This is a genomic window from Streptomyces sp. Y1, assembly GCF_041053115.1.
Taxonomy (GTDB): Bacteria; Actinomycetota; Actinomycetes; order Streptomycetales; family Streptomycetaceae; genus Kitasatospora; species Kitasatospora rubellomurina.
Window position 1 is genome coordinate 7,003,631 of the sequence record NZ_CP163445.1, and the last position, 24,021, is coordinate 7,027,651.

At 73.1% G+C, this 24,021-nt stretch carries 18 protein-coding genes; 11 read left to right on the plus strand and 7 right to left on the minus strand.

From position 1 onward, the window contains the following. Positions 1 to 37: 37 nt before the first annotated feature. Complete coding sequence (locus AB2U05_RS30240) at positions 38 to 1,357, minus strand: MFS transporter (RefSeq protein WP_052707519.1); 1,320 nt, start codon at positions 1,355 to 1,357, stop codon at positions 38 to 40. After that, entirely contained in the window at positions 1,354 to 2,925 is a 1,572-nt protein-coding gene (locus tag AB2U05_RS30245) for a condensation domain-containing protein (protein ID WP_369184837.1), read from the minus strand. The genes AB2U05_RS30240 and AB2U05_RS30245 overlap by 4 nt, the downstream gene beginning before the upstream one ends. 312 nt (positions 2,926 to 3,237) lie before the next feature. Here AB2U05_RS30245 and AB2U05_RS30250 point away from each other — a divergent pair, with 312 nt between their 5' ends. Further along, a complete protein-coding gene (locus tag AB2U05_RS30250) occupies positions 3,238 to 4,290 on the plus strand; it encodes a thioesterase domain-containing protein (RefSeq protein ID WP_045699985.1) in 1,053 nt (350 codons plus the stop codon). A gap of 67 nt (positions 4,291 to 4,357) precedes the next feature. Here AB2U05_RS30250 and AB2U05_RS30255 read toward each other — a convergent pair whose 3' ends face one another. The 3 genes from AB2U05_RS30255 to acnA form a co-directional block, all read right to left on the minus strand. Then, a complete protein-coding gene (locus AB2U05_RS30255; RefSeq protein WP_369184838.1) occupies positions 4,358 to 5,617 on the minus strand; it encodes a hypothetical protein in 1,260 nt (419 codons plus the stop codon). A gap of 46 nt (positions 5,618 to 5,663) precedes the next feature. Next, the gene (locus tag AB2U05_RS30260) at positions 5,664 to 7,106 is read right to left on the minus strand and encodes an amino acid adenylation domain-containing protein (protein ID WP_369184839.1); all 1,443 of its coding nucleotides are present in this window, start codon (positions 7,104 to 7,106) and stop codon (positions 5,664 to 5,666) included. Positions 7,107 to 7,241: 135 nt separating this feature from the next. Next, positions 7,242 to 9,902, minus strand: a complete 2,661-nt coding sequence (gene acnA, locus AB2U05_RS30265) for an aconitate hydratase AcnA (RefSeq protein WP_369184840.1) — start codon at positions 9,900 to 9,902, stop codon at positions 7,242 to 7,244. A 48-nt stretch (positions 9,903 to 9,950) separates the two neighbouring features. On the opposite strand from acnA, the gene AB2U05_RS30270 reads away from it, so the two are divergent. Continuing rightward, positions 9,951 to 11,009 carry an isocitrate/isopropylmalate family dehydrogenase gene (locus tag AB2U05_RS30270; RefSeq protein WP_369184841.1) on the plus strand — a complete coding sequence of 353 codons (1,059 nt, stop codon included), beginning with the start codon at positions 9,951 to 9,953 and terminating at the stop codon, positions 11,007 to 11,009. Positions 11,010 to 11,025: 16 nt separating this feature from the next. Here AB2U05_RS30270 and AB2U05_RS30275 read toward each other — a convergent pair whose 3' ends face one another. Then, complete coding sequence (locus AB2U05_RS30275) at positions 11,026 to 12,147, minus strand: hypothetical protein (RefSeq protein WP_045699990.1); 1,122 nt, start codon at positions 12,145 to 12,147, stop codon at positions 11,026 to 11,028. A 296-nt stretch (positions 12,148 to 12,443) separates the two neighbouring features. Between AB2U05_RS30275 and AB2U05_RS30280 the strand changes: the two genes are divergently transcribed. The 8 genes from AB2U05_RS30280 (at position 12,444) to dxr (ending at position 21,466) form a co-directional block, all read left to right on the plus strand. Then, positions 12,444 to 13,229 carry an isocitrate lyase/phosphoenolpyruvate mutase family protein gene (locus AB2U05_RS30280; protein ID WP_244178910.1) on the plus strand — a complete coding sequence of 262 codons (786 nt, stop codon included), beginning with the start codon at positions 12,444 to 12,446 and terminating at the stop codon, positions 13,227 to 13,229. 87 nt (positions 13,230 to 13,316) lie between these two features. Continuing rightward, on the plus strand, positions 13,317 to 14,414 hold the full coding sequence (locus AB2U05_RS30285) for an isocitrate/isopropylmalate dehydrogenase family protein (protein ID WP_369184842.1): 1,098 nt from the start codon (positions 13,317 to 13,319) through the stop codon (positions 14,412 to 14,414). Between the two features lie 29 nt (positions 14,415 to 14,443). Continuing rightward, entirely contained in the window at positions 14,444 to 15,271 is an 828-nt protein-coding gene (locus AB2U05_RS30290; protein WP_045710799.1) for an aminoglycoside N(3)-acetyltransferase, read from the plus strand. Beyond that, positions 15,268 to 16,581 (plus strand): FrbG, encoded by a 1,314-nt coding sequence (locus AB2U05_RS30295; RefSeq protein WP_369184843.1) that lies wholly within the window; start codon positions 15,268 to 15,270, stop codon positions 16,579 to 16,581. Before AB2U05_RS30290 ends, AB2U05_RS30295 begins: the two co-directional genes overlap by 4 nt. Next, a complete protein-coding gene (locus AB2U05_RS30300; RefSeq protein WP_369184844.1) occupies positions 16,578 to 18,464 on the plus strand; it encodes an aminotransferase class I/II-fold pyridoxal phosphate-dependent enzyme in 1,887 nt (628 codons plus the stop codon). The genes AB2U05_RS30295 and AB2U05_RS30300 overlap by 4 nt, the downstream gene beginning before the upstream one ends. Next, positions 18,451 to 19,098: an NUDIX domain-containing protein gene (locus AB2U05_RS30305; RefSeq protein WP_369184845.1), complete on the plus strand. Its 648-nt coding sequence runs from the start codon at positions 18,451 to 18,453 to the stop codon at positions 19,096 to 19,098. The genes AB2U05_RS30300 and AB2U05_RS30305 overlap by 14 nt, the downstream gene beginning before the upstream one ends. Further along, positions 19,091 to 20,110: a TauD/TfdA family dioxygenase gene (locus tag AB2U05_RS30310; protein ID WP_244178907.1), complete on the plus strand. Its 1,020-nt coding sequence runs from the start codon at positions 19,091 to 19,093 to the stop codon at positions 20,108 to 20,110. Before AB2U05_RS30305 ends, AB2U05_RS30310 begins: the two co-directional genes overlap by 8 nt. Positions 20,111 to 20,251: 141 nt before the next feature. Next, entirely contained in the window at positions 20,252 to 21,466 is a 1,215-nt protein-coding gene (gene dxr / locus AB2U05_RS30315; RefSeq protein ID WP_045699995.1) for a 1-deoxy-D-xylulose-5-phosphate reductoisomerase, read from the plus strand. 136 nt (positions 21,467 to 21,602) lie between these two features. Here dxr and dhaL read toward each other — a convergent pair whose 3' ends face one another. Then, complete coding sequence (dhaL, locus tag AB2U05_RS30320) at positions 21,603 to 22,262, minus strand: dihydroxyacetone kinase subunit DhaL (RefSeq protein WP_045710773.1); 660 nt, start codon at positions 22,260 to 22,262, stop codon at positions 21,603 to 21,605. Positions 22,263 to 22,602: 340 nt separating this feature from the next. On the opposite strand from dhaL, the gene AB2U05_RS30325 reads away from it, so the two are divergent. Then, positions 22,603 to 23,994, plus strand: a complete 1,392-nt coding sequence (locus AB2U05_RS30325) for a NarK/NasA family nitrate transporter (protein WP_045710772.1) — start codon at positions 22,603 to 22,605, stop codon at positions 23,992 to 23,994. Positions 23,995 to 24,021: the final 27 nt, after the last annotated feature.

Consider the following 24,021-nt stretch of genomic DNA (forward strand, 5'->3'; position numbering starts at 1 on the left):
TGCGCTCCTGCCTGGGAGTCGGGTCGATCGGGGGGTACTACGCGCTCACCTGGTCCGGGCTCGCGCCGGGCTCCGGCAGCGCCGGGTCCGGGTGCCTGGTCCGGCGCGCCCAGTCGGTCGCCGCGGGGGCGAGCAGCCCGCAGGCGGCGAAGACCAGCCCCAGGCCGATCCAGCCCGGCCCGCCCACCGTCACGCACCCGGCGATCGCGGCCGGGCCGAGCGCGGTGGCGATGCCCTCGCCGAGGTTGAACACGCCCTGGTACTGCGCCGCGGCGTGCGGCGGGGCGAGGCCCAGGGCGAGCTCGAAGCTGCCGGCCGAGTGCCACATCTCGGCGGCCGTGAACACCAGGAGCGCGAGGAAGAACAGCGGGACGGACACCGCGACCGGGACGGAGTCGGTGGCCGCCAGCGCGGCGCAGGTGAGGAGCAGGGCCAGCCCCGAGCGCACCCAGGCCCGGCCGGCGGCGGCCGGCGAGTCGATCCCCCGGGTCATCCGCACCTGGAACACCACCACGATCACCGTGTTGGCGAGCAGCAGGGCCGCGGACATCCAGCCCGGCGCGGCGTGCCGCGACGCGATCCAGAGCGGGATGCCGAGGGTGAGCACCTGCCCCGACATGAACAGCACCGCGTTCAGGGCGGTGACCGTCAGGTAGGGGGCGTCCTTCAGGGCGACCGACCGGCGCGGTGTCTCCCCGGTCCCCTCGGCCGGGGCCGCCGGGGGCAGGGCCTCGTACGCCGGGAGGGTGGACTGGATGACGGCCACCAGCAGCAGGCAGAGCGCCTTGCCCCAGAGCGCGAGGCTGAAGGCGAGCGTGCTGTCGACCTGGGTCGCGACCCCGGCGAGCACCGACCCCAGCGCCACCCCGATGTTGGTGATCGACCTCAACTGGGCCCGGAAGGTGGCGCGTTGCGGCCCCGCGGTGCGGGCGATCACCGCGTGGCGCACCGCCCGGGAGCCTTCGAAGCAGAAGCTGGTCAGGCCGACGACCGCGGCCGCCGTGCCGAAGGACCGGGCGAACGGCGTCACCGCGGCGACCACGACGTGGAGCAGGTAGGCGCAGACCAGCACCCGGCGCAGCCCCAGGCGGTCGGCGACGTGGCCGACCGGGACCCCGGCCCAGACCCCCACCGCGCCACCGACGCTGAGCACCAGGCCGACCTGGGCGGCCGGCAGTTCGACCACCCGGGCCAGGAAGAACGGCAGGGTCAGCAGGTTGATCCCGAAGCCCACCGAGTCCACGAGCTGGCCGAGCGCCAGCCGCCGGGCCGGGCCGGGCGCGGGCACACCGCCCGTCACGGCGCGCAGCACCCGGGCGGCCGGGGACGGCTTCTCGCCGGCGCCGTCGCCACTCATGCGGGCAGCGCCCGGGTCAGGCGGAGGAAGGCGTCGAAGAGGCCGCGCGCGGTGTCCTGGGGCACCCGGCCCCGGTCGCAGCTGACCGAGACCGTCAGCCGGCCCTCGCCGAGGGGCGTCACCTCGGTGTGCAGCTCGGTGGGGAGGCCGAGGTACGGCTCGACCACGCGGCGGGCCACCAGGTCGCGCATCCGCAGCTCGCCGACCGCGTTGTCCTGGAGCGCGAACATGTTCTGGAAGAGCGGGGCGCGCCCCGTCCGGGGCGGGTTCAGCCACCGGACGACCTCGGGGAAGGAGACGTCGGTCGCGGCGTAGGCGGCCGACAGCCGGGCGGCCGTGGCGCGCAGCGCCTCGCCGAGGTCCACCGTGCCGTAGCGCGTCGCCGGCTCCATCCGCAGGCAGAGCGAGTCGACGCAGCAGTCGATCACGTTGGCGAGGGCCGGGTCCCACCGGCGGGCGACCGGGAACCCGACCCCGTAGTCCCGCTGCCCGGTGGTTCCGGCGAGCGCCCGGTCGTAGACGGTGAGCAGCACCGCGAACCGGGTGACGCCGTGGCGGGCCGCGAGGGCGTCGACGGCGGCGAGTTCGCCGTCGTCGAGGGTGGTGGTGAAGCGGGCCTGCCCGGAGCCGTCCGCGGCGGGGAACACCAGCTCGGGCGTCCCGGCCAGGGTCTGCTTCCAGAAGGCCAGCTGCCGCTCCAACTCGGCCTGCCGTAACCGTTCCTGGCGTTCGCGGAGCCCGGCCCGCGCGGCCGCGCCGGCGACCGGCGGCAGCTCGGCTCGCCGCCCCCGCAGCCGGGCGTCGTAGCTGGCGCCGAGGTCGGCGGCCAGGACGGACTCGGACCAGCCGTCGAAGGCGATGTGGTGGGCCAGGACCCGCAGGACGTGGTCGCCGGTGTCGGCCGCGCGGGCCAGCGCGACCCGCCAGACCCGGCCGGCGGCGAGGTCGAGCCCCCCGCTGAGCGCCGTCCGCGTGCTGTCCAGGGCCGCGGCCCCGGTCGTGGCCTCCGGCAGCTCCAGGAGCTCCACCTCGGCCGCCGCACCGGGCTCCGCCACCGCCTGTCGGCGCGCCAGGTAGCGGCTGTTCAGCGGGTCGTGGCGGTGGTGGACGTCCTGCAGGGCGGCCCGCAGGGCCGGCCGGTCGAGCGGGCCGGTGAGGGTCCAGGTGAACAGCAGGTGGGGCGAGTGGTCGGCCGGGTCCATCAGGTGCTGGGTCAGGAAGCTGGTCTGCATCGGGGTGAGCCGGACCGTCGCCGGCCCGGGCTCCGCCGCGGGCTCCGGCACGGCCGGCTGCTCCTCGGCGGCCCGTGCCCGGTCCAGGGCCAGGTCCAGGGTCAGCGCCGTCGCGAAGCCCTGCGCCGTGGGGTGCGAGGCCAGCAGGGAGAGCGGGACGGGGAAGCCCAGCTCGTTGCCGACCCGTGCGCACACCAGCGTGCCGTCCAGGGAGGAGCCGCCCAGGACGGTGAAGGGGACGTCCTCGGGCAGGTCGTCCTCCTCCAGGACGTCCGAGAAGGCCTCCAGCACCAGGGAGAGGACCTCCTGGTCGACCGCCACGTCTTGCCTCGACACGGCCACATCCTTTCCTCGCGCCGTCGCGTTCGGCCGCACCGCGCGAATTCCGCGGTCGGCCATCCGGAGCATACAAGCGTTTCGACGGGCCTGTCCCGGGAATTCCGCGCAAACCGGGTCAAGGTGCGGGAATGGCATGGAAAATCGTATGCGAACTGTAAGTCCGGTAAAAACGGCGCCGCCGCCCGCCCGAAATTCATCGGTCCGGCCCGGCGGGCGGGGTGTTATGTTGGGCGAGTAGGCCGGATTCTTCGACGAGGAGGGGCGATGTCGGTCGATTCTGTGCGGGTGGCGGACGGATCACGGGAAAGCGTGGAGGAGGTTCTCCGGCGGACCTGGGAGGACCTGCTCGACGTCGACTTCGATTCCGGGGACGACTTCTTCGACCTGGGCGGCTACTCCTTCCTGGCGCTCCAGATGGTCAACGGGCTGCGCGAGCACGGCCTCCACCTCACGGTCACGGACGTCTTCGAGAACCGGACGTTCGCGGAGCTCGTCGACTTCCTGGCCGGCGGCCGGCCGAGCGGGCCGGCCGGTGAGCCCTCCTTCGCGTCCCTGTGGGCCGGGGCGGTCAGCCCGTGGAGCGGGCAGCGCCCCGCCGCCGCCGTCCAGCTCGCGGCCGGCGAGCGGGAGCCGTTCTTCTGGGTCCACTGGGGCACCGGAAACATCGGCTACCTCCGGCCGTTGGCCGACCGGATCCGCGCGGGCCGGCCGCTCTACGGCTTCCAGCACCCGGCGCTGGTGCGCCGCGAGCGGGTGCAGACCTCGATCGGCGAGCTCGCCGAGGGCTACCTCGCGGAGCTCCTGGAGATCCAGCCGACCGGCCCGTACCTGCTCGGCGGCCTGTGCAACGGCGGGATGATCGCCCTGGAGATGGCCCGCCGGCTGGCCGCGACGGGCCGGCAGGTCGCCTTCACGGCCTTCGTCAACACCATTCCGTCGACGGTTCCCTCGGACCTTTCGCCCGGCGACGGACTGGAGGACCTCTACCGGTTGCGCATCGCCTACCTCAAGGAGCGGTTCGGCGTGGCGAACCTCGTCGAATCCGCACCGGAAGTGCTGCGGAAACTCCAGGAGCCGGACGTCGCGTACTACGACGACCACGAGGACCCGGCCGATCTGCTGTGGTTCCAGGCGGTGTGGGCGGCCATTGCCTTCGCCCAGGCCAGGAATGAGCCGCGGCCGTTCGACGGGCGCGCGGTGGTGTTCCAGACCAAGACCGGGGAGCCGCATTTCGAGCCGCACTGGAAGGCGCTCCTGCCGAATGCGCAGGCCGAGACCTTCGATGTGCGCAGCACCCTTCCCATCCTGATGCACGAGCCTTTCCAGGAAAGCATCACGCGGCACCTGTCGCAGGATTTCTGAGCCCGGCCCGGCCGGTGGCGGGCGGGCCGGTGGCGGGCGGACCCCGGCCCGCCCGCCACCGCTCCGGTCAGCCCCGGGGGGCGACCACGACCCGGTCGGCGAACCAGGCCGCGGCCTGGTACAGGCAGCGCTCCGTGTCCTGCTCGGTCGGCGCCCCCACCAGGACCCGCCCGCCCCGGATGTGGCTCCCCGTGGTGAGGTCGGCCATCTCCCGGCCCGGTGCGATGTCGACGGTGGCCCGGACGACGCCCTCCAGCTCCAGCAGCTCGGCGGCGGTCGGCGCGCTCTCCACCCGGCCGAGCGGCGCGGGCAGCTGCACCCAGCCGTAGCAGAGCTCGCTGTGCGGCCCGGCCGGCCCGGCGAACGGGAGGCCGGCCAGGGCCCTGGCCCACTCCCGCATCAGCGCCAGGCCGTTCTTGGCCTCCAGCGCCTCGCGGACCAGGCCGCCGCCGGTGCGGCCCCCGCACTCGCTGAACGCCAGCCGGTCGCCCTGGTCGAAGGCCTCCAGGTGGAACACGCCGTCCCGGTGCCCCAGCACGTCGAGGGCGCGGCTCACCAGCGCCTCGGCCTGCGCGTACACGCGCGGGTGCTCGGCCCGGTCCAGGTGGAGCGCCCCGACCAGCGCCCCGTCCTTGAGCGCGATGAGGTTGGCCAGGTAGCGGGACACGGTGAGCGACACGACCTCGCCGTCGCGGACGACACCGTCCATCTCCAGTTCCCGGCCCGGCATGAACTCCTCGACGCACCACGGGCCCCAGCGCCGCTCTCCGCGCTCCTTGAGCAGCGCCTCCACGTCGGCCCGCTCCCGCAGCGCCCAGGTGTCCTGGGTGGAGGCGCCGAGCAGGGGCTTGACCACCACCGGGAACGGCAGCGGCGGTTCGAGCAGCTCGGCCAGGTCGTCGACGACCGCGGCGTCCGCGGCGTGGACACCGGCGGCCCGCAGGGCCTGCTTCTGCGCGTACTTGTCGCGCAGCAGCACGGCGGTGCGCGGGTCGACCCCCCGGACCCCGCTCAGCGCGGTCACGGCCGCCGTGGCCACGAGGGCGAACTCGTGGTCGGTGCCGACGGCGGTGAACGCCTCGGGCGTGAGCCCGTGCCGGGCCAGCGCGGCGAGCAGCTGCTCGACGCTGGTGTGGTCCGTCACCGTGACGATCCGGCCGGTGAAGCCGCTCTGCCGGGCCGCCGCCACCTCGGACGGCTGCATCACCCACGTCACCTCGCACCCGAGATCCTCCAGGTGCGCGGTGGTGAGCGTGCGCCAGCCGACGACGAGCAGCCGCTCGCCCCCGCCCCCGGCGCGGGTCGCCCGTCCCACTGGGTCGTTCATCGTGTTCCCCTCTGCTCTCGCCCTGTCGTCCGTGGTCGTTCGGCGGTCATTCGGTGGCCAGCCGCACCCGGTCGACCTTGCCCGCCACCGTGCGCGGCAGGGAGTCCCGGACCGTCATCGACCGGGGGTGGTGGCTCGGCGGCAGCTGGTCGCGGAGCCAGCGCCGGAGCTCGCGCCCGTCCACCTCGGCCGTCGTGACCAGGAACGCCGCGACGTGCACCGACGGGAGTCCGCCGTCGCGCAGCACCACGGCGGCCTGGCTCACCGCCGGGTGCCGCTCCAACGCCGCCTCGATCTCGCCGAGTTCGATCCGGTGACCGCGCAGCTTGACCTGGCCGTCGGTGCGGCCGAGGTACTCCAGGGAGCCGTCCGCCCGGTACCGGGCCCGGTCCCCGGTGCGGTAGGCACGCTGCTCGCCGGCCGGTGTGTCGCGCCACTGGAAGGCCCGCCGGGTGAGGTCGTCCCGGTCGAGGTAGCCGTCCGCCAACCCCGCGCCCAGCAGCAGGACTTCGCCCTCCTGCCCCGGCTCGCGGAGCTCGGCGCCGGGCTCGCCGTCCGGCCCGTCCTCCGCCGCGAGCAGCAGGGACGTGCCGGGCAGCGGATCGCCCAGGGAGACCGCCTCCGGCTCCTTCACCAGGGCCGCGGTCGCCCAGATCGTGGCCTCGGTCGGGCCGTAGAGGTTCCACAGCTCGCGGCCGGCCGGGAGCAGGTCCGCGGCGAGCGCGGGGGAGAGGGCCTCGCCGCCGGACCACAGCCGGCTGGCCGGGGAGCCGGGCCAGCCCCCGGCCAGCGCGAGCCGCCAGAACGAGGGCGTGGCCTGGACGACGTCCGGCCGGTGGCCGGCGAGGAAGGCGATGAAGGCCTCCGGGTCCACCCGGGCCATCGGGGGAGCGACGAGCAGGCGGGCCCCCACCGTCAGCGGCAGCAGGATCTCGGCGAGCGAGATGTCGAACGACAGGGCCGTCATCGAGACGACGGACTCGCCGGCCGCCAGCCCCGGCAGCTGCGCCAGGCCGGCGAGCCGGTCCAGCAGCGCGGTGTGGGAGACGGCGACGCCCTTCGGGGTGCCGGTCGATCCCGAGGTGTACATCACGTAGGCGACCCCGTCCACCGACCTGGGCGGGGTGCCGGGGTCGGGCTCGGGTGCGGCCAGCGTGAAGCCGTGGCCGTCGAGGTGACGGACCGTCAGCGCCGGTCGCGCGTCGCGGAGCACGGCCGCGCGGTGGGCGGCCGGGCTCTCCTGGTTGAGCGGCAGGACGGCGCAGCCGGCCCGGGCCGCGGCCAGGAAGGCCACCGCCCCGGCGAAACCGTCGACCGCGTCCAGGGCCAGCAGGGCGCCCGGGCCGGTCCTGGTCGCGATCGCGTCGCTCAACTCCACGGCGAGGCCGGTCAGTTCCCGGTAGGACGTGAGCTCGTCGCCGCGCTGGACCGCGACCGCGGCCGGGTCCCGCTCGGCCTGCCGGCGTACGACGTCCCAGATAGTCGTCATCTGTCTACTCCACGAAGTGCTGACCACCGGTGCGCGCGGGGCGCCGCCCGGTGGGTGGTGTCGGGTGGTTCGTCGGCCCGGACGCGGCCGGAGCACCGGAGGCCCGGCGCTCCGGCCGCGTCCAGGGGCGGACGGTCAGGCCTCGGCGTCGAGCAGGTCCGACGCCACCGAGCGCAGGAACCCGCCGCGGCGGACGTACTCCAGCTCGCCCGCGGTGTCCACCCGGGCCAGCATCCGCCATTCGGCCACCGGCTCGCCCTCGGCGGAGCGGGCCCGGACGGTCACGGTGCCGCGCGGCACCAGCCCGTCCAGCCCGATCACGTCCAGGGCCTCGTGCCCGGTGAGGCCGAGCGTCCCGGCGTCCTGGTCGGGCAGGAACTCCAGCGGGACGATGCCCATCCCGATCAGGTTGCTGCGGTGGATCCGCTCGAAGCTCTTCGCGAGCACCGCCCGGACGCCCAGCAGCGCCGGGCCCTTGGCGGCCCAGTCCCGGGAGCTGCCGAAGCCGTAGTCCCTGCCGCCGACGACCACGACCGGGACCTGCTCGGCGGCGTAGGCGAGCGCGGCCTCGTGGACGCTCATCCGCTCGCCGGTGGGGACGTGCAGGGTGCTGCTGCCCTGGACGTCGGGGGTGAGCAGGTTGCGGAACTTCGGGTTGGCGAAGGTCCCCCGGACCAGCACCTCGTGGTTGCCGCGCCGGCAGCCGTAGGAGTTGAACAGCGCCGGCTCCACGCCGAGCGCCCGCAGGTAGCGCCCGGCGGGCGAGTCGGCCCCGATGGCGCCGGCCGGGGAGATGTGGTCCGTCGTGGTGGAGTCGCCGGTGAGCACCAGGACGCGGGCCCCGGACAGGTCGGACAGCGGCGCGTGCGTCAGCCCGTCGAAGAACGGGGAGCGCAGCAGGTAGTCGGACTCGGCCGGCCAGTCGTACACCGGGCCGGAGGGGTGCTCCAGGGACGTCCATTCGGGGCCGCCGGTGAACAGCGACTCCTTCTCCGACGCGAAGTGCTCCCGGGCGACGAGCCCGACCGCCGCGTCGATCTCCTCGGGCGTGGGCCACAGGTCCGCGAGGAAGACCTCGGCGCCGTCCGGGTCGGTGCCGACGGGCCGGGCGGTCAGGTCGGTGAGCACCGTCCCGGCGAGGGCGTACGCGACCACCAGGGCCGGCGAGGCCAGGTAGGCCGCCGCGACGTCCGGGTGGATCCGGCCCTCGAAGTTGCGGTTGCCGGAGAGCACCGCCGCCAGCCGGACGCCTTCGGTGCGGGCCCGATCCTCGGCCTCCGGGGCGAGGCCGCCCGAGTTCCCGATGCAGGTGGTGCACCCGAAACCCGCCACCGAGAAGCCCAGCTTCTCCAGGTCGGGGAGCAGGCCGGCCGCCTCCAGGTAGTGGACGACGGCACGCGAGCCCGGCGCCAGACTGGTCTTCACCCAGGACGGGACGGCCAGGCCGCGCTGCACGGCCTTCCTGGCCACCAGACCGGCGGTCACCATCGAGTGCGGGTTGGCGGTGTTGGTGCAGCTGGTGATCGCCGCGATGGCGACGGCGCCGTCCGCGAGCTCGCGCCGGCCCTCGGCGGCCCCGGCGAGCGCGGCCCCGGACGGCTCGGGGAAGCTGGCCGGGACGGTGCCGAGCGGCAGCCGGTCCTGCGGCCGCCGCGGCCCGGCCGCGCTCGGCTCCACGGCGGACAGGTCGAAGTCGAGCACCCGGGCGAACTCCGGGTCGGCCGACGCGTCGGCGCCCGCGAACAGGCCCTGCTCCTTGCAGTACGCCTCGACCAGCCGGATCTCCTCGGCGCCGCGCCCGGTCAGTTCGAGGTAGCGCAGGGTGGTGTCGTCGACCGGGAAGAAGGCCACCGTGCAGCCGTACTCGGGCGCCATGTTGGACAGGGTGGCCCGGTCGGGGACGGAGAGCGCGCAGACGCCCGGCCCGAAGAACTCGACGAACCGGCCGACCACGCCGACGTTGCGCAGGAACTCGGTCATGGTGAGCGCGAGGTCGGTCGCGGTGCTGCCGACCGGGAGCTCGCCGGTCAGCCGGACCCCGATCACCTGCGGGCTGAGCAGCGAGACCGAGTGGCCCAGCAGCACGGTCTCGGCCTCGATGCCGCCGACGCCCCAGCCGAGCACGCCGAGCGCGCCGACCATCGGCGTGTGGGAGTCGGTGCCGAGGACGGTGTCCGGGGCGATCAGCCCGTCGCCGTCCGGCAGCACGACCCGGGCCAGGTGCTCCAGGTGCATCTGGTGCACGATGCCCCGCCCGGGCGGCACCACCCGCAGGCCGCTGATCTCCTGCTGGGCCCAGCGCAGGAACCGGTAGCGCTCGCCGTTGAGTTCGTACTCACGGCGCATGTTCAGCGAGAGCGCGTCGGGCCGCGCCCAGCTGGCCACCTCCACCGAGTGGTCCACCACCAGGTCGACCGGGAGCGCGGGCCGGGCCAGCCGCGGATCGAGACCGCGGTCCGCCATGATGGACCGCAGCGAGGCCAGATCCGCCAGCACCGGAATTCCCGAATGGTCCTGCAGGACGAGTCGGGTGGGCCGGAATTCGACCTCGCTGACCGGGCCGTTCGCGGTGGCCGCCGCTATCAGGGAGTTCGCCGACAGAACGGCCTGACGAAGCGAATCCCCGGCACTCCCGGCCTTTGCTGCGGCCGCCGCCCGTAGGGTATTCTCCACCAGCACCCGGAGGCTGCGCGGTGCGCTGGATATGCCGACCAGCCCCATTTCTTCCGCGGCCGCCAGACTGACGTAGCGGGCGTTCCGGTCGGGCAGCCGCAGGTCCCGTAACAGGTCGCGCATGTCTGAGTCTCTTTTTCTCTTCGGATCTTCAACGAAATCGAGGGTGAGATGACTGTTTCCCAGTACCCGGACGTCGCCGTCCGGAGCGACTCGCCGCGCCCGGAGGCCAGCGTGCTGCCGGCCGCCCTGGAGCTGCTGGAGTCGGCCGGCCTGACCGCGAACTGGCGGATCGTCGCCGGTCAGGCGCCGGACGGGGACGGAGGGCGGAAGCCGGAGGCAGGCCTGCTGCCGCCCTTCGCCGAGCCGGGGGCGTCGGCGTACGGTCTGGCCCGCGCCGCCCGGCGCGCCTGGGGCGGGACGTTCAGCGTGATCGAGCGCCGCGGCCCCCTGGTGCGTTCCGATGGCACCGTGAACGTCCTCCTGTTCCGCTACGAGCTCGACATGAGCGATACCGGGATGGAATTCGAGAGCAATTCCGGAGAACAGCTCGCGCTGGTCAAGACGGCTGCCGAACTCGGGCCCCGGGAGATACCGGAGCAGGCCGCCCTGGGAATTCAGGCGATCGCTCCGGACCGGGTTTCCGAGTTCGTCCGGACGGCGGTCGGAATGTGCCGCCGACTGGATGTCGACGACCTCGTGGTGGCGCACAAGGGGAATTCGATCAAACACACCGACGGGCTTTTCGCACTGACCGCGGCCGAGACCCTGGAGAGCCTCGCCGGTGCGGCCGGGATCGCCTGGCGGAGCCTGATCATCGATCACATGGCCGCCGAGTTGGTCCGGAACCCGGTCGACTACCGGGCGATCCTCACGCACAGCTCGTTCGCCGATCTGCTCGCCGCCGCGCTGGCCGGCCAGATGACCACCGACCAGCTCGGCGTCTGCACCACCTACGACCCGGCCGGCCGGCCGCTGTTCGGCCACGACCCCGCCCTGGACACCAGTGCCCCGGACGCGGACCCCGAACGGTGGCGGGTCCGCCGGCTCGCCTCGACGCTGGCGGCAGGCGCGGCGCTCGCCGAGCACCTGCGCCTGCCGCCGGCCGGCCGCGCCCTGCGCCGAGCGGCGGCCGAACTCGTGCGCCGGGACGGCGGCCCGATCGGTTGGGACCAGGCGGTGACCACGGCCCGGAAGTCGCTCCGGGCCGAGGGCCCCGCCCGGTCCTGACCGGTCGTCAACAAGGTCAGGCGGCGGCCTTGTTGTAGATCTCGACGAGCTGCTCGTGCGAGACGGCGCCGCCGATCCTGATCGACAGGGCCCGGACCTCCTCCAGGCAGTGCGGCAGCAGCTCCTCGCGCGGGGTGATGCCCTCCTGCTCCAGCGCCCAGGCGACCAGCGCCCGGCCGGAGTGCTTGCCGAGCACGTACCGGCGCTCGCCGCCGACGTGCTCCGGCGGGAAGGGCTCGAAGGAGGAGGTGTCGCGGAACATGCCGTTGGCGTGGATCCCCGACTCGTGCGCGAACACGTTGTCGCCGGTGATCGGCTGCCAGGGGAGGACCTGGTGGCCGGCCGCCTCCGCCACCAGCCGGCTGACCTTCTTCAGCTTGGTCAGGTCGATGCCCAGGTCGCGGTCGTACAGCTTCTTCAGGGCGACCACGACCTGCGCGAGGTCGGCCATGCCGGCCCGCTCGCCGATGGCGTTCACGGTGACGTGGAAGTACCGCGCCCCGGCCTTGAGGCCGGCCAGCGTGTTGGCGGTGGCCAGGCCGAAGTCGTTGTGCGCGTGGCACTGCACGTCGATGTCGGCCGCGCTCAGCACCGCGGCGACCCGCTCGCCGTAGGCCTCCGGGCCGAGCAGGCCCACGGTGTCGGAGAGCCGGAGGCGGTCCGCGCCGGCCTCGGCGACCACCCCGGCGTACTCCTGCAGGAAGGAGATCTCGGTCCGGGCGATGTCCTCGGCGCTGATCGAGACGAACGCGCCCCGGTCCTTGGCCATCTTGACCATGTCGCGGGCCGTCGCGAGGAGCCAGGTGCGGTCCTTGCGCACGCTGGCCTTGAGGTGGCCGGCCGAGGTCGGCAGGCCGACGTGGACGGACGTGAAGCCCAGGTCGAGGGAGCGTTCGACGTCCTCGCGGACACCACGGTGCCACACCACCAGGCGGGCTTCGTCCTGCCGGTCGACGACGGACTTGATGAAGTCCAGTTCCTCGCCGCCCATGGCGGGGATGCCGATCTCGATCGACGTCACCCCGGCCTCGATGAGCGCGTTGAGGATCGCCGTCTTCGTTTCCTTCGAGAACGCCACGCCCGGGGTCTGTTCCCCGTCGCGCAGAGTGGTGTCCTCGAGCACTAAGTCGTTGCGCATCTTGCGGAATCCTCCTTGAGGGACAACTTGGATACCGGTGCCGATAGCAAGGCAAGATCAGCGGAATCGGACATAACGGGCCGCGGATGATACAGGGCCGGACTCCGGCCGCCTTCGAATCTCCTTGCCAACCCCTGTGACGGGTGGTTAGCTAGCATAGCTCGTGTGGTCGGTGGCGTACATGGGGTTGACTGTCCCCCGACACCAGGTGAACGGTTAGCGCATCATCCATCTTCGGACTGGGAGATTCCTTGACCAAGCGAACCATGTTACGCAGGGCCATCGCACGCGGCGGAATGTCGATCGCCGCCGGTGTGCACGACGGTCTGAGCGCGCGAATAGCCCAGGACGCGGGATTCGATGTTCTGTGGGCGAGCGGTCTGGGAATTTCCGCCGCACACGCCGTCCCGGACGACAGCATCCTGACGATGACGGAATTCCTGGAAGCGGCCAGGGTCATGAACGACAGCACCGACCTCCCGGTGCTGGCCGACTGCGACACCGGGTTCGGCGACGAACGCAACGTGGCCCGGATGGTCGAGCGGTACGAGCGGGCCGGCATCGCCGGCGTCTGCATCGAGGACAAGGTCTTCCCGAAGCGCAACTCGCTCGGTGACGGGGCCCAGGACCAGGAGACGATCGAGGGCTTCGCCGCCAAGCTCGCGGCGGCCAAGAAGGCCCAGCAGACCGACGACTTCGTGGTCGTGGCGCGGATCGAGACCTTCATCGCCGGCGGCGTCAAGGAGGACGCGATCGCGCGGGCCGACGCCTACGTCGCGGCCGGCGCGGACGCCATCCTGATCCACTCCAAGTCGCGGGACGGCCTGGAGATCCTGGACTTCGGCCGCAGCTGGCAGCGCAAGGACGTGCCGCTGGTCGCCGTCCCGACCACGTACCCCGCGGTGACCGCGGACGACCTCCACGAGGCCGGCTTCTCGCTCGCGATCTACGCCAACCAGGCGCTGCGGGCCTCCATCACCTCGATGCGCGAGAGCCTGCGTCAGATCACGCACGACCGCTCCAGCCTGCGGATCGAGCCGAAGGTCGCGAAGCTCTCCGAGGTCTTCGAGCTCCAGCGCTGAGCCGCCGCCGCCCACCCACGGCGTCGAGAGGTGCGGCGCCGTCCACCCACGGCGTCGAGCGGTGTGGCGCCGCAGACACGAGAAGCCATGCGTAAACACACAGTCACTCTGATCGCGGGAGACGGCAGCGGCCCGGAGCTGGTCGCCGCCGCCCGGACGGTACTGGACACCGCGGCGGGCTCCGCGGGCTTCCACCTCGACTGGGACGTCCGGCCGGCCGGCCAGGGCGCGCTCCGGTCGGTGGGGGAGCTGCTGCCCGCGAGCACGCTCGACTCGATCCGGCGCAACGGGGTGGCCCTGAAGGGGCCGACCACGACGCCGATCGGGGTGGGCCACCGGTCGGTGAACATCACGATCCGCCGGGAGCTCGACCTGTACGCGTGCGTCCGGCCGGTGCGGGTCTGGCCGGGCGCCGGGGCGGTCGATTCCGGCATCGACGTCGTGGTCGTCCGGGAGAACACCGAGGACGTCTATTCCGGGCTGGAGTACCCGGCGGATTCGGACGGGGCGGCGGCGGTTTCGGCCACCCTGTCGGAATTCGGTCACGCCGACCCGGGAATCGCCTTCTCGCTGAAGCCGATCACTCCGGGCGGAAGCCGCCGGATCGTCGCCTTCGCGCTCGACCACGCCCGGAAGAACGGCCGGAGAAAGGTCGAGGTGGGGGCCGACGTCTATCGTTACCCGAGAACCGAGGGGCTTTTCTTCGAGGCGGCCCGGGAACTCGGCCCGGAGTATCCGGACATCGTCACGGCGACCGTTCCGGTCACCGTTCTCTGCGATTCCCTGGTCCGCGATCCGGCGGACCGCGACGTCCTCGTCCTGCCCAATCTGTACGGCGACGTGATCTCCGACGTCACCGCCGCACTGGTCGGCGGACTGGGGATGGCACCGGGCGCCAATATCGGTGACCGGACGGCCGTGTTCGAAGCGACCCACGGTTCCGCCCCGGAATTCGCCGGAAGCAATCGGCTCAATCCCACGGCCCTGATCCTGTCCGGCTGCATGCTGCTGGACCACCTCGGCGAGGCACCGACGGCGGCCCGGATCCGGGCCGCCGTGCGGAGCGTGCTCGAGGAGGGCCGGTCCGTCACCTTCGACCTGCTGCCGCCCGACCGGGCGGCGCGGGCCGTGACCACCACGGCCTACGCCGAAGCCGTCATCGAGCGCCTGCGGGACATCGGATGATCCGTCACATCGACGCGAGGAGGGAAGACTTGGAGCCGGACCGTCAGGACCGGGAGCTCGTCACCAGGGACCGGCTGGCGTCGGACCTGGCCGCACTGGGGGTGCGCCCCGGCGGCGTACTGCTGGTCCACGCGTCGCTGTCCGCGCTCGGGTGGGTGTGCGGAGGGGCCCAGGCCGTCGTGCTCGCCCTGCAGGACGCCGTCGGCAAGGAGGGCACGCTGGTCATGCCGACGTTCTCCGGCGACCTGTCGGACCCGTCCACCTGGCGCCGCCCCCCGGTGCCGGAGGACTGGTGGCCGGTCATCCGGGAGCAGATGCCCCCCTTCGACCCCGACCTGACGCCCACCCGGGGCATGGGGGCGGTCGCCGAGTGCTTCCGCCGCGCGGCCGGCGCGGTGCGCAGCGGCCACCCGCAGAACTCCTTCGCCGCCTGGGGCGCGCACGCCGAACAGGTCGTCGCCGAGCACGGCCTGACGGAGCGCCTGGGGAGGGGATCGCCGCTGGAGCAGGTCTACCGGCTCGACGGCCAGGTGCTGCTCCTGGGCTGCGGCTTCGAGAGCAACACCTCCTTCCACCTCGCCGAGTACCGCACCGCGTACCCCGGCCGGCGGAGCCACCGCAGGCGGGTCCCGGTGCCGGAGGGCGACCGGGTGCGCTGGGTCGAGCAGGAGGACATCGTCTACTTCGAGGAGGACTTCCAAACCATGGGGGAGAGCTGCCTCACCCGTACTCCGGGACACTCCCGGGGGACGGTCGGCGAGGCCGCTGCCGTGCTCTACGGCCAGCGCGCCTTCGTCGACCTGGCCTGCGAGTGGATGACGGCGCACCGGGACCTCGCCGGGGCGGTGGGCGCATGACCCACTACGCGACCGTCATCTGCGGCGGTGGCCCCGCGGGCGTCTCCGCGGTGGTGGCCGCCGCGGTCCAGGGGCGGCTGGAGGAGTTCCTCGACCGGGGCGTCCTGCTGGTCGAGGCCACCGGGCGAGCGGGATCGGGCTCCATCCCGCACTACGGGATCCGCGCCAACTCGCTGGGCTCGGCCTTCCTGGAGTGCCTGGACGGCCCCGCCGGGAGCGGCCTGCTGGCCGGGCTGGCGGACAGCGCCGAGGCCCGGGAGCTCAGGGGCTGGGCCGACGAGTACCCGCCGCTGCCGGTGGTCGGCGCCTTCCTGACCCTGGTCGGCGAGCGGGTCGTCGACGCCCTGCGCCGACACCCGCGCTGCGACGCCCTTCTGGGGCACCGGGTGGTCGAGGTCAGGACCGGGCCGGAGCGCGCGACGGTGCTGCTCTCCGGGCCGGACGGCGAGCTCTCGCACACCGGCGACCGGGTCCTGCTGACCATGGGCGGGCGCGAGCGGACCGAGCTGGCCCCGGACGCGCTGGCGGCCCTCGTGGCGCGCCGGCCCGGGCTGCGGGTGCTGTCCTCCGGCGAGGTCATCACCGACCCGTCCTGGCACCCCGACGCCGCATCCCCGCACCGCGCGCTCGGCAGCATCGCCGTCCTCGGCGGCGCCCACAGCGCCTGGGCGGTCGCCGCCCACCTGGCCCGGCTGGCCCGCGCGGGCTGGTTCGCCGGGCCGGTGGAGGTCACGGTGGTCGAGCGCCGGCTGCCGCCGATCTTCTACTTCTCGGCGGCCGAGGCCCGGGCCGAGGGCTACCGCTGGGACGAGGCCGACGTCTGCGGGCCCAGCGGCCGGGTGCACCGGTTCGGCGGACTCCGCGGGCCGGCCCGGGAACTGGCGCGGCAGGTCATGGGCCTGGCCGCGGAGAAGGCGCCGGACGGCTTCGGCCAGGTCGTCCTGGACGGCCCCTGGACGGCGGAGGCGCTGGAGGCGGCCGTCGGCGACGCGGACCTGGTCATCACCGCGCTCGGCTACGACGCGCGGCTGCCCCGGCTGCTCGGCGCGGACGGCCGGGAGCTCGAACTGGCCCGCCCCCGCGGCGCGGTGGACACCGGCCGGGACGGCCTGCCCGGCCTGGCCGCGGGCGGCAGCGCCGAACGGCTGGTGATGTACGGACTGGGCGCCGGGCTCGTCCCGTCGGAGGAGACCGGCGGCGAGCCGGGGTACCGGGGGCGCCTCGACGGCGTCTGGGTGTACCAGCACGACATCGGCGCCGTGATCCTCCGCGCCCTGCTCGCCAACGATCGTACGGAGGAGGGGCGTTGAACGAGAACCGGACCTTCGCCACGCCGGACGCGGTGCCGGTCAGGGCCGTCGTGCTGGCGGCGGGACTCGGGTCGCGGCTGGGGGAGCCCTCCTCCCGGCGGCCCAAGCCGCTCACCCCGGTGGCCGGCCGGCCGATCCTGGCCCACACCCTCGGCCACCTGGCCGGCGTCGGCGTCCAGGAGGTGGTCCTCGTCGTGGGCCACCTGCGGGAGGCCGTACGGGAGCTCGCGGGCGGCGAGTACGCCGGAATGAAGATCCACTACGTGGTCAACCCGGACCCCTCGACGACCAACAACCTCCGATCGGTCCGGCTGGCCCGCGAGTTCCTCGACCAGGACGTCTTCCTGCTGGAGGGCGACGTGGTGTTCGAGCCGGCCGTGCTGGAGCGGCTGGCGGCCGCCCCGGAGGCCAGCGCGGTGGCGGCGAGCCGACCGCTGCGGCCGCTCGCCGGCACCGTGGTCCGGGCCGACGCGGACGGCGTGCTCACCGACTACGTCGACGACCGCCGGCAGGCCGGGGCGTTCGACCACCCCGGCGCGCTCAAGACGGCCAACCTCTACCTGCTGCGCGAGGCCTTCCTGCGGGAGCGGTTCCTGCCCGCCCTGGAGGAGCTCGACCGGCGGTTGGCCGGCCAGGGCTACTACGACTACGCCGTCAGCGACGGCCTGGCCGCCGGGGGCCACGCCTGGCGGGTCGCCGACATCAGCGACCTCGCCTGGTACGAGGTGGACGACCCGGGCGACCAGCGCCAGGCCGACTTCCGGTTCAGCCCGCCGCGCGAGCAGCAGCGGATCCTGGAGTCGCTGCACGGCGGCTACTGGCGCTACGGGGTGACGGACCACGCCCTGCTCTACAACGTGCACTTCCCGCCCGCCGAGATGATGGAGATCCTGCGCTCGGACTTCGACGCGGTGCTGCGCAACTACCCCTCGGCCCACGCGCCGCTCACCGAGCTGGCCGCGACCATCGCCGCCCGGCGGCCGGAGGAGGTCGTGCTGGCCAACGGGAGCTCGGAGATCATCAAGATCCTGGCCCGCCTGCGCGGGAACTGGACCGTCCCGGTCCCCGGCTTCAACGAGTACGAGAACGTCGTCGGCGCCGAACGGGTGCACCGGTACCAGCTCGACGCGCCCGACTTCCGGCTCCCGGTGGAGGACTACGCCGCCTTCGTCCGGCGCAGCGGGGTCGACACGGCGGTCGTGGTGAGCCCCAACAACCCGACCTCGGTCGGCGTCCCGCTGGCCGATCTGCGCCGGCTCGCCGACCTGGTGGGCCCCGACGTGCTGCTGGTGATCGACGAGTCCTTCGTCGACTTCGCGCCCGCGCCGATCGCCTCGATCGGCCCGTTCCTGGACCGGCACCGCAACGTGCTGCTGCTCAAGAGCATCAGCAAGGTCTACGGCGTCGGCGGGATCCGGCTGGGGTACGCGGCCACCGCGGACACCGAGCTCGCCCGGACCCTGCGGGCGGAGCTGCCGATCTGGGACATCAACGGGTTCGCGGAGGAGTTCCTGCGGGTGCTGCCGCACTTCCGCCGGGCCTTCGCGGACAGCTGCCGGCAGATGCGGCAGAACACGCTCGCGCTGGCCGAGGGGCTGGCGGCGCTCCCCGGGATCCGGGTGGTGCCGCCGGACGCGAACTTCGTCTTCGTCGAGCTCACCGGCGGGATCCGGGCGCCCGAGCTGGCCCACGAGCTGTTCCGCCGGTTCCGGATCCTCACCAAGGAGTGCTCCGGGAAGTCCATGCCGGACGGGGACGCCTACCTGCGGGTCTCCAGCCGCAGCCGCGCGGAGAACGAGGCGGTGGTCGCCGCGGTCGCCGAGATCGTCGGCGGCCCGCGGGGCGCCGCGACGACCGAGGGGGCGGGCCGTGCCGACGGCTGAGGACGGCGCGCAGGTGCGCTGGCTGGGGCGGGGCGAGCGGGTCGTCCACGACAGCCGCTTCCTGACCGTGTCGGTGGCCGACGTCGAGCTGCCGGGCGGCGAGACGGTCGAGCACCACTTCGTCCGGGCGCCGGGCGCGGCGATCATCGTCGTGCAGGACGAGCGGCAGCGGATCCTGATGATGTACCGGCACCGCTTCGTCTCCGACCTGTGGGGCTGGGAGCTGCCCGGCGGCCTGGTCGACGACCGGGAGGATCCGGCGGTGACGGCCGCCCGCGAGGCGGAGGAGGAGACCGGCTACCGCCCCAGGAACGTCCGCCACCTCCTCACCTACCAGCCGATGGCGGGCATGGTCGACAGCCCGCACCACATCTACCTGGCGGACGGCGCGGACCTGGTCGGCGGGCCGACCGAGTGCACCGAGGCGCAGGAGACGCGGTGGATGCCGCTCGACGAGGCCGCCGAACTCCTGCGCTCCGGACGCACCGTGACGTCCGGTACGGCCATCGGCCTCCTGGCGGTGCTGGGGCTCGGCGCGGCGCGGCAGCAGCCCGGCGGGGTACAGGAGCAGCCCGGCGGGGCGCAGCAGCAGGGAATGAACGAATCGCACTCAGGAAGGACAGTTCGTGGTTGAGATTCTGAAGAAGCCCGTCACCGGCCGCAGCGTCTGGCAGCGTGCGCAGGTCGAGGACGCCTCGCAGTGGACCTACGTCCTCGACGAGGGGATGCGGGCCGAGATCCTGGAGGCCGCCGAGCGGATCAACGAGCAGGGCCTGACGGTCTGGGACCTCGACCGCAAGGCCGTCCCGCTGGAGCGGGCCGGGAAGCTCGTGGCGCAGTGCGTCGAGCAGTTGGAGCACGGCTTCGGCCTGGCCATGCTCAGGGGCGTGCCCACCGAGGGCCTGACCGTGGCCGAGTCGCAGGTGGTGATGGGCGTCGTCGGCCTGCACCTGGGCACCGCGGTGGCCCAGAACGGGCACGGCGACCGGGTCGTGTCGATCCGCGACTACGGCAAGGGCCGGCTGAACTCCAAGACCATCCGCGGCTACCAGACCAACGAGTCGCTGCCCTGGCACAGCGACGCCCCGGACATCGCCGCGCTGCTGTGCCTGACGCAGGCCAAGCACGGCGGCGAGTTCCACGTGGCGAGCGCCATGCACATCTACAACACCCTGCTGCAGGAGGCCCCCGAACTGCTCGGGCTGTACTACGCCGGGGTGTTCTTCGACTACCGCGGCGAGGAGCCGCCCGGTGAGCCGCCGGCCTACCGCAACGCCATCTTCGGCTACCACAACGGCCAGTTGAGCTGCCGCTACTTCCTGCGCAACTTCGCCGACTCCGGCACGGCGAAGCTCGGCTTCGAGCAGCCGGAGGTGGAGAAGCTCGCCCTCGACACCTTCGAGGAGATCGCCTCCCGGCCGGAGAACCACGTCTCGATGCGCCTGGAGCCCGGCGACATGCAGCTCGTGGACGACAACGTCACCGTGCACCGGCGCGGCGCGTACAGCGACGAGGAGGACGGCAGCACCGACAGCTCCCGCCACCTCCTGCGGCTGTGGATCAACGTGGAGAACGGCCGGCAGTTCCCCACCTCGCTGTCCACCCACCGCTGGGGCATGAAGGCGGCGGCGAAGCCGACGCACTGACGGAAGTCCGCGCGAGGCCGGCCCGGGGCGCCCCGGGCCGGCCTCGCGGTGCTGCTCGCGGTCGTGTGCGGAAGGTGCCGATCACCCGGGAGAGTCGGCCGGGTGACGGGCCGTCACGGGATTCGCGATACGCTGACGATCGTGACTTCTCTCTCGAACGACCCTCGCAGCGTCGTCATCCTGGGCTCGACGGGGTCCATCGGAACGCAGGCCATCGACGTCATCCAGCGCAACCGCGCGCGGTTCCGGGTGCGGGCGCTCTCGGCCGGCGGCGGCAACCTGTCCCTGCTGGCCGCCCAGGCGCTCGACCTCGAGGTCGAGCAGGTGGGTCTGGCGGACAGCGGCGCCGTCGAGGACTTCCGGGCCGCCCTGCGCGACGAGGCCGCCAAGCGCGGCCTGAAGTCGGGCGACTTCAAGCTGCCGGACCTGCTCCACGGCCCGGAGGCCTCGACCGAGCTCGCGGCCCTGCCGTGCGACTCGGTGCTGAACGGCATCACCGGCTCGGTCGGCCTGGAGCCGACCCTCGCGGCGCTGAAGTCGGGCAGCAGGCTCATCCTGGCGAACAAGGAGTCGCTGATCGTCGGCGGGCCGCTGGTCAAGAAGGTGGCTGCACCCGGTCAGATCCTCCCGGTCGACTCCGAGCACTCCGCGCTGTTCCAGTGCCTCCAGGGCGGCAAGGAGCAGGACGTCCGCAAGCTGGTGGTCACCGCGAGCGGCGGCCCGTTCCACGGCCGCGGCCGGGCCGAGATGGCCGCCGTCACGCCGGAGCAGGCCCTGGCCCACCCGGTGTGGAACATGGGGCCGGTCATCACCATCAACTGCGCGAACCTGGTGAACAAGGGCCTGGAGGTGATCGAGGCGCACCTGCTCTTCGACATCCCGTTCAGCCGCATCGAGGTCGTGGTCCACCCGCAGGTGATGGTCCACTCGATGGTCGAGTTCACGGACGGGTCCACCCTGGCGCAGGTGAGTCCGCCGGACATCCGGCTGCCGCTGTCCCTCGGGCTCGGCTGGCCGGACCGGGTGCCGGACGCGGCGCCCTCCTGCGACTGGACCAAGGCGTCGACCTGGGAGTTCTTCCCGGTGGACGGCGACGCGTTCCCGGGCGTCCAGCTCGCCTACGAGGTCGGCGAGGCCGGCGGCACCGTGCCCGCCGTGTTCAACGCCGCCAACGAGGAGCTGGTGGCGGCCTTCGTCGCGGGCCGGCTGCCCTTCCTCGGCATCGTGGACACGCTCGGCAAGATCGTCGGGGAGCACGACCGGGTGCCGAACGAGGCGATGACGCTGGAGGCGATCGCCGAGGCGGACCGCTGGGCCCGGGCCCGGGCGAAGGAGCTCGTCGGCCTGTCCGACTGACGTGAGCGACTGACGTGCGCGACTGACGTGCGCGCGTGACGCGCGCTGAAGCGGTGTCACCCGTCCCCGGGTCTCCGGGGCGTGGGTGGCACCGCTTCGGTGTGTCGCGGCACGGGCCCGGGGCGGGCCGGTCGCGTCACTCGCCCGGCAGGTGACCGGGGCGCCCGGAGCCGATGGTGTCGGCGAGGGCGCGGAAGACGAGCGTGGTCGAGGCGGCGCCCGGGTCCTGGTGCCCGATGGTGCGCAACCCCAGGTAGGAGGCCCGGCCCTTCCGGGCCCGCAGCGTGATGGTGGTGTCCAGGGCGGTCTCCGCGGCCTCGGCGGCGGCCCTGGCGGCCGCGAGGAAGCCCCCGTGGGCGAGGACGGTGTCCCGGAACGCGGCGACGGCCGGGGCGTAGGCGTCGACCATGGTCTTGTCCCCGGGATCCGCGGCCCCCAGTTCCTGGAGCACGTCGAGCCCGGCCTGGAGCGCCTCGGCGAAGCGGGCCTCGTCGGTCTCGGCGGTGTCGCCGAGCGCCGTGCCCATGGCCCGGAACGCGCTGCCGTAGAGGGGGCCGGCGGCGCCTCCGACGGTGGAGATCAGCACCCCGCCGGTGAAGTCCAGCAGGCCGCCGACGGTTTCGTCCGAGCGGGGTGCCGCTCCGAGTTCGAGGGCGGCCCGGGCGAAGCCGCGGACCAGGTTGACTCCGTGGTCCCCGTCTCCGATGACTGAATCGAGTTCCGTCAGACGGTCACGGTGTTCTTCGAGGGTCACGCTGATGCCGGTAATCCAGCAGCGAACGAGTGCGACATTCACCGACTCTCTCCTGATGCGACGAGCGAACCGAATCCGAACAGGATGTCCTGAAGAGTGAAGATCTCACGTGTCGGGGGGCGTGATGAGAGGTCTGAAGTGATGGTCGATCATCATCCAAACTCATGGCCCTGGTTACGTCAAGGTCACGACAGGTCCAAGGGGCGGCTGGGGCGGAGGGTGGTTCCAGGTGTGCTCCGGGGGACCTGATGTATTCCTCATGTTCCCCATTGTGGAACGCTGTTCGGTCTATCTATGCTGCAGGCGTCCTACCGCCTGAAGCACGTGAGCAGCCGTCACCTCGCACCGGACCACTTCCGCCGAGACAGGAGAACGGACCGCCATGCCGAGCAAACATCCCGACCGAGGACGGTGGATCGAGGGCTGGGACCCGGAGGACGAGGACCGCTGGGAGAGCTCCGGCCGGCGCATCGCCCACCGCAACCTCTGGCTGTCGGTGCTGTCCGAACACATCGGCTTCTCCGTCTGGAGCATGTGGTCGGTGCTGGTGCTGTTCATGTCCCCCGCCATCGGACTGGGCTTCACCGCGGGGGAGAAGTTCCTCCTCGTGATCACGCCCACGCTGGTCGGAGCCCTGCTACGGCTGCCGTACAGCTACGCGGTGACCCGCTTCGGCGGGCGCAACTGGACGGTGTTCGCCTCCGTCGCGCTCCTCGTGCCGACCGTGCTCGCCGTCGTCTTCGTCCAGCGGCCCGGGACGCCGCTGTGGGTGTTCCTGCTGATCGCCGCGACGGCGGGGGTCGGGGGCGGGAACTTCGCCTCCTCGATGACGAACATCACCGCCTTCTTCCCGCAGCGCCACCAGGGCTGGGCGCTGGGCCTGAACGCCGGCGGCGGCAACCTCGGCGTCGCGGTCGTCCAGCTCCTCGGCCTCCTCGTGATCGCCACCGTCGGCGACACCCACCCCGCCTACGTCGCCGCCGCCTACCTCCCGCTGATCGCGCTGGTCGCGGTGCTCGCCGCCCTGCGGATGGACAACGTCGACGTCGTGCGCGCCGCGCCCGGGGCGCAGCGCGAGGCCGTCCGGCAGCCGCACACCTGGTGGATCTCCCTGCTGTACATCGGCACGTTCGGCTCCTTCATCGGCTACGGCTTCGCGTTCGGCCTGGTGTTGAAGACCCAGTTCGGCTCGACCTCGCTGCAGGCGGCCGAATTCACCTTCCTGGGGCCGCTGTTGGGCTCGCTGTCCCGGCCGGTCGGCGGCCGGCTGGCCGACCGGTGGGGCGGTGCGCGGGTCACCCTGCTGACCTTCCTCGGGATGGCGGCGGGCGCCGGCGAGCTGATCCTCGCCTCCCACACCAAGTCGTTCCCGCTGTTCGTCGCCGGCTTCACCGCGCTCTTCGTGCTGAGCGGCCTCGGCAACGGCTCCACGTACAAGATGATCCCCGCGGTCTTCGCCGCGCAGGCCGAGGCCGCGGTGGCCGCGGGCGAGGACGCCCGGGCCGAGTTCGAGCGGTCGCGGCGCCTCAGCGGTGCGGTGCTCGGCATCGCGGGAGCGATCGGCGCCCTCGGTGGAGTGGCCGTCAACCTGGTCTTCCGCGCCGCCTACGACAGCCCCTCGGGCAGCGGCGTGCTCGCCTTCGTCGCGTTCCTCGGCTACTACGCCCTGTGCGTGGCCGTGGTCCGCACCGTCTACCTGCGCCGCGACCGCGCGGCGCGGGAACCGTCACAGCCGGCTCCGAGGGAGCGGTCCCGCATGACGATCCGTCCGTGAGCCGACCATGCCGCCACGGACGAAGGG

Coding starts and splice junctions, on each gene's coding strand:
- AB2U05_RS30240 (WP_052707519.1), bottom strand. CDS start 1,357: ATGAGTGGCGACGGCGCCGGCGAGAAGCCGTCCCCGGCCGCCCGGGTG.
- AB2U05_RS30260 (WP_369184839.1), bottom strand. CDS start 7,106: ATGACGACTATCTGGGACGTCGTACGCCGGCAGGCCGAGCGGGACCCG.
- acnA (WP_369184840.1), bottom strand. CDS start 9,902: ATGCGCGACCTGTTACGGGACCTGCGGCTGCCCGACCGGAACGCCCGC.
- AB2U05_RS30275 (WP_045699990.1), bottom strand. CDS start 12,147: ATGCGCAACGACTTAGTGCTCGAGGACACCACTCTGCGCGACGGGGAA.
- AB2U05_RS30295 (WP_369184843.1), top strand. CDS start 15,268: ATGACCCACTACGCGACCGTCATCTGCGGCGGTGGCCCCGCGGGCGTC.
- AB2U05_RS30255 (WP_369184838.1), bottom strand. CDS start 5,617: ATGAACGACCCAGTGGGACGGGCGACCCGCGCCGGGGGCGGGGGCGAG.
- AB2U05_RS30285 (WP_369184842.1), top strand. CDS start 13,317: ATGCGTAAACACACAGTCACTCTGATCGCGGGAGACGGCAGCGGCCCG.
- AB2U05_RS30270 (WP_369184841.1), top strand. CDS start 9,951: ATGACTGTTTCCCAGTACCCGGACGTCGCCGTCCGGAGCGACTCGCCG.
- AB2U05_RS30325 (WP_045710772.1), top strand. CDS start 22,603: ATGCCGAGCAAACATCCCGACCGAGGACGGTGGATCGAGGGCTGGGAC.
- AB2U05_RS30280 (WP_244178910.1), top strand. CDS start 12,444: ATGTCGATCGCCGCCGGTGTGCACGACGGTCTGAGCGCGCGAATAGCC.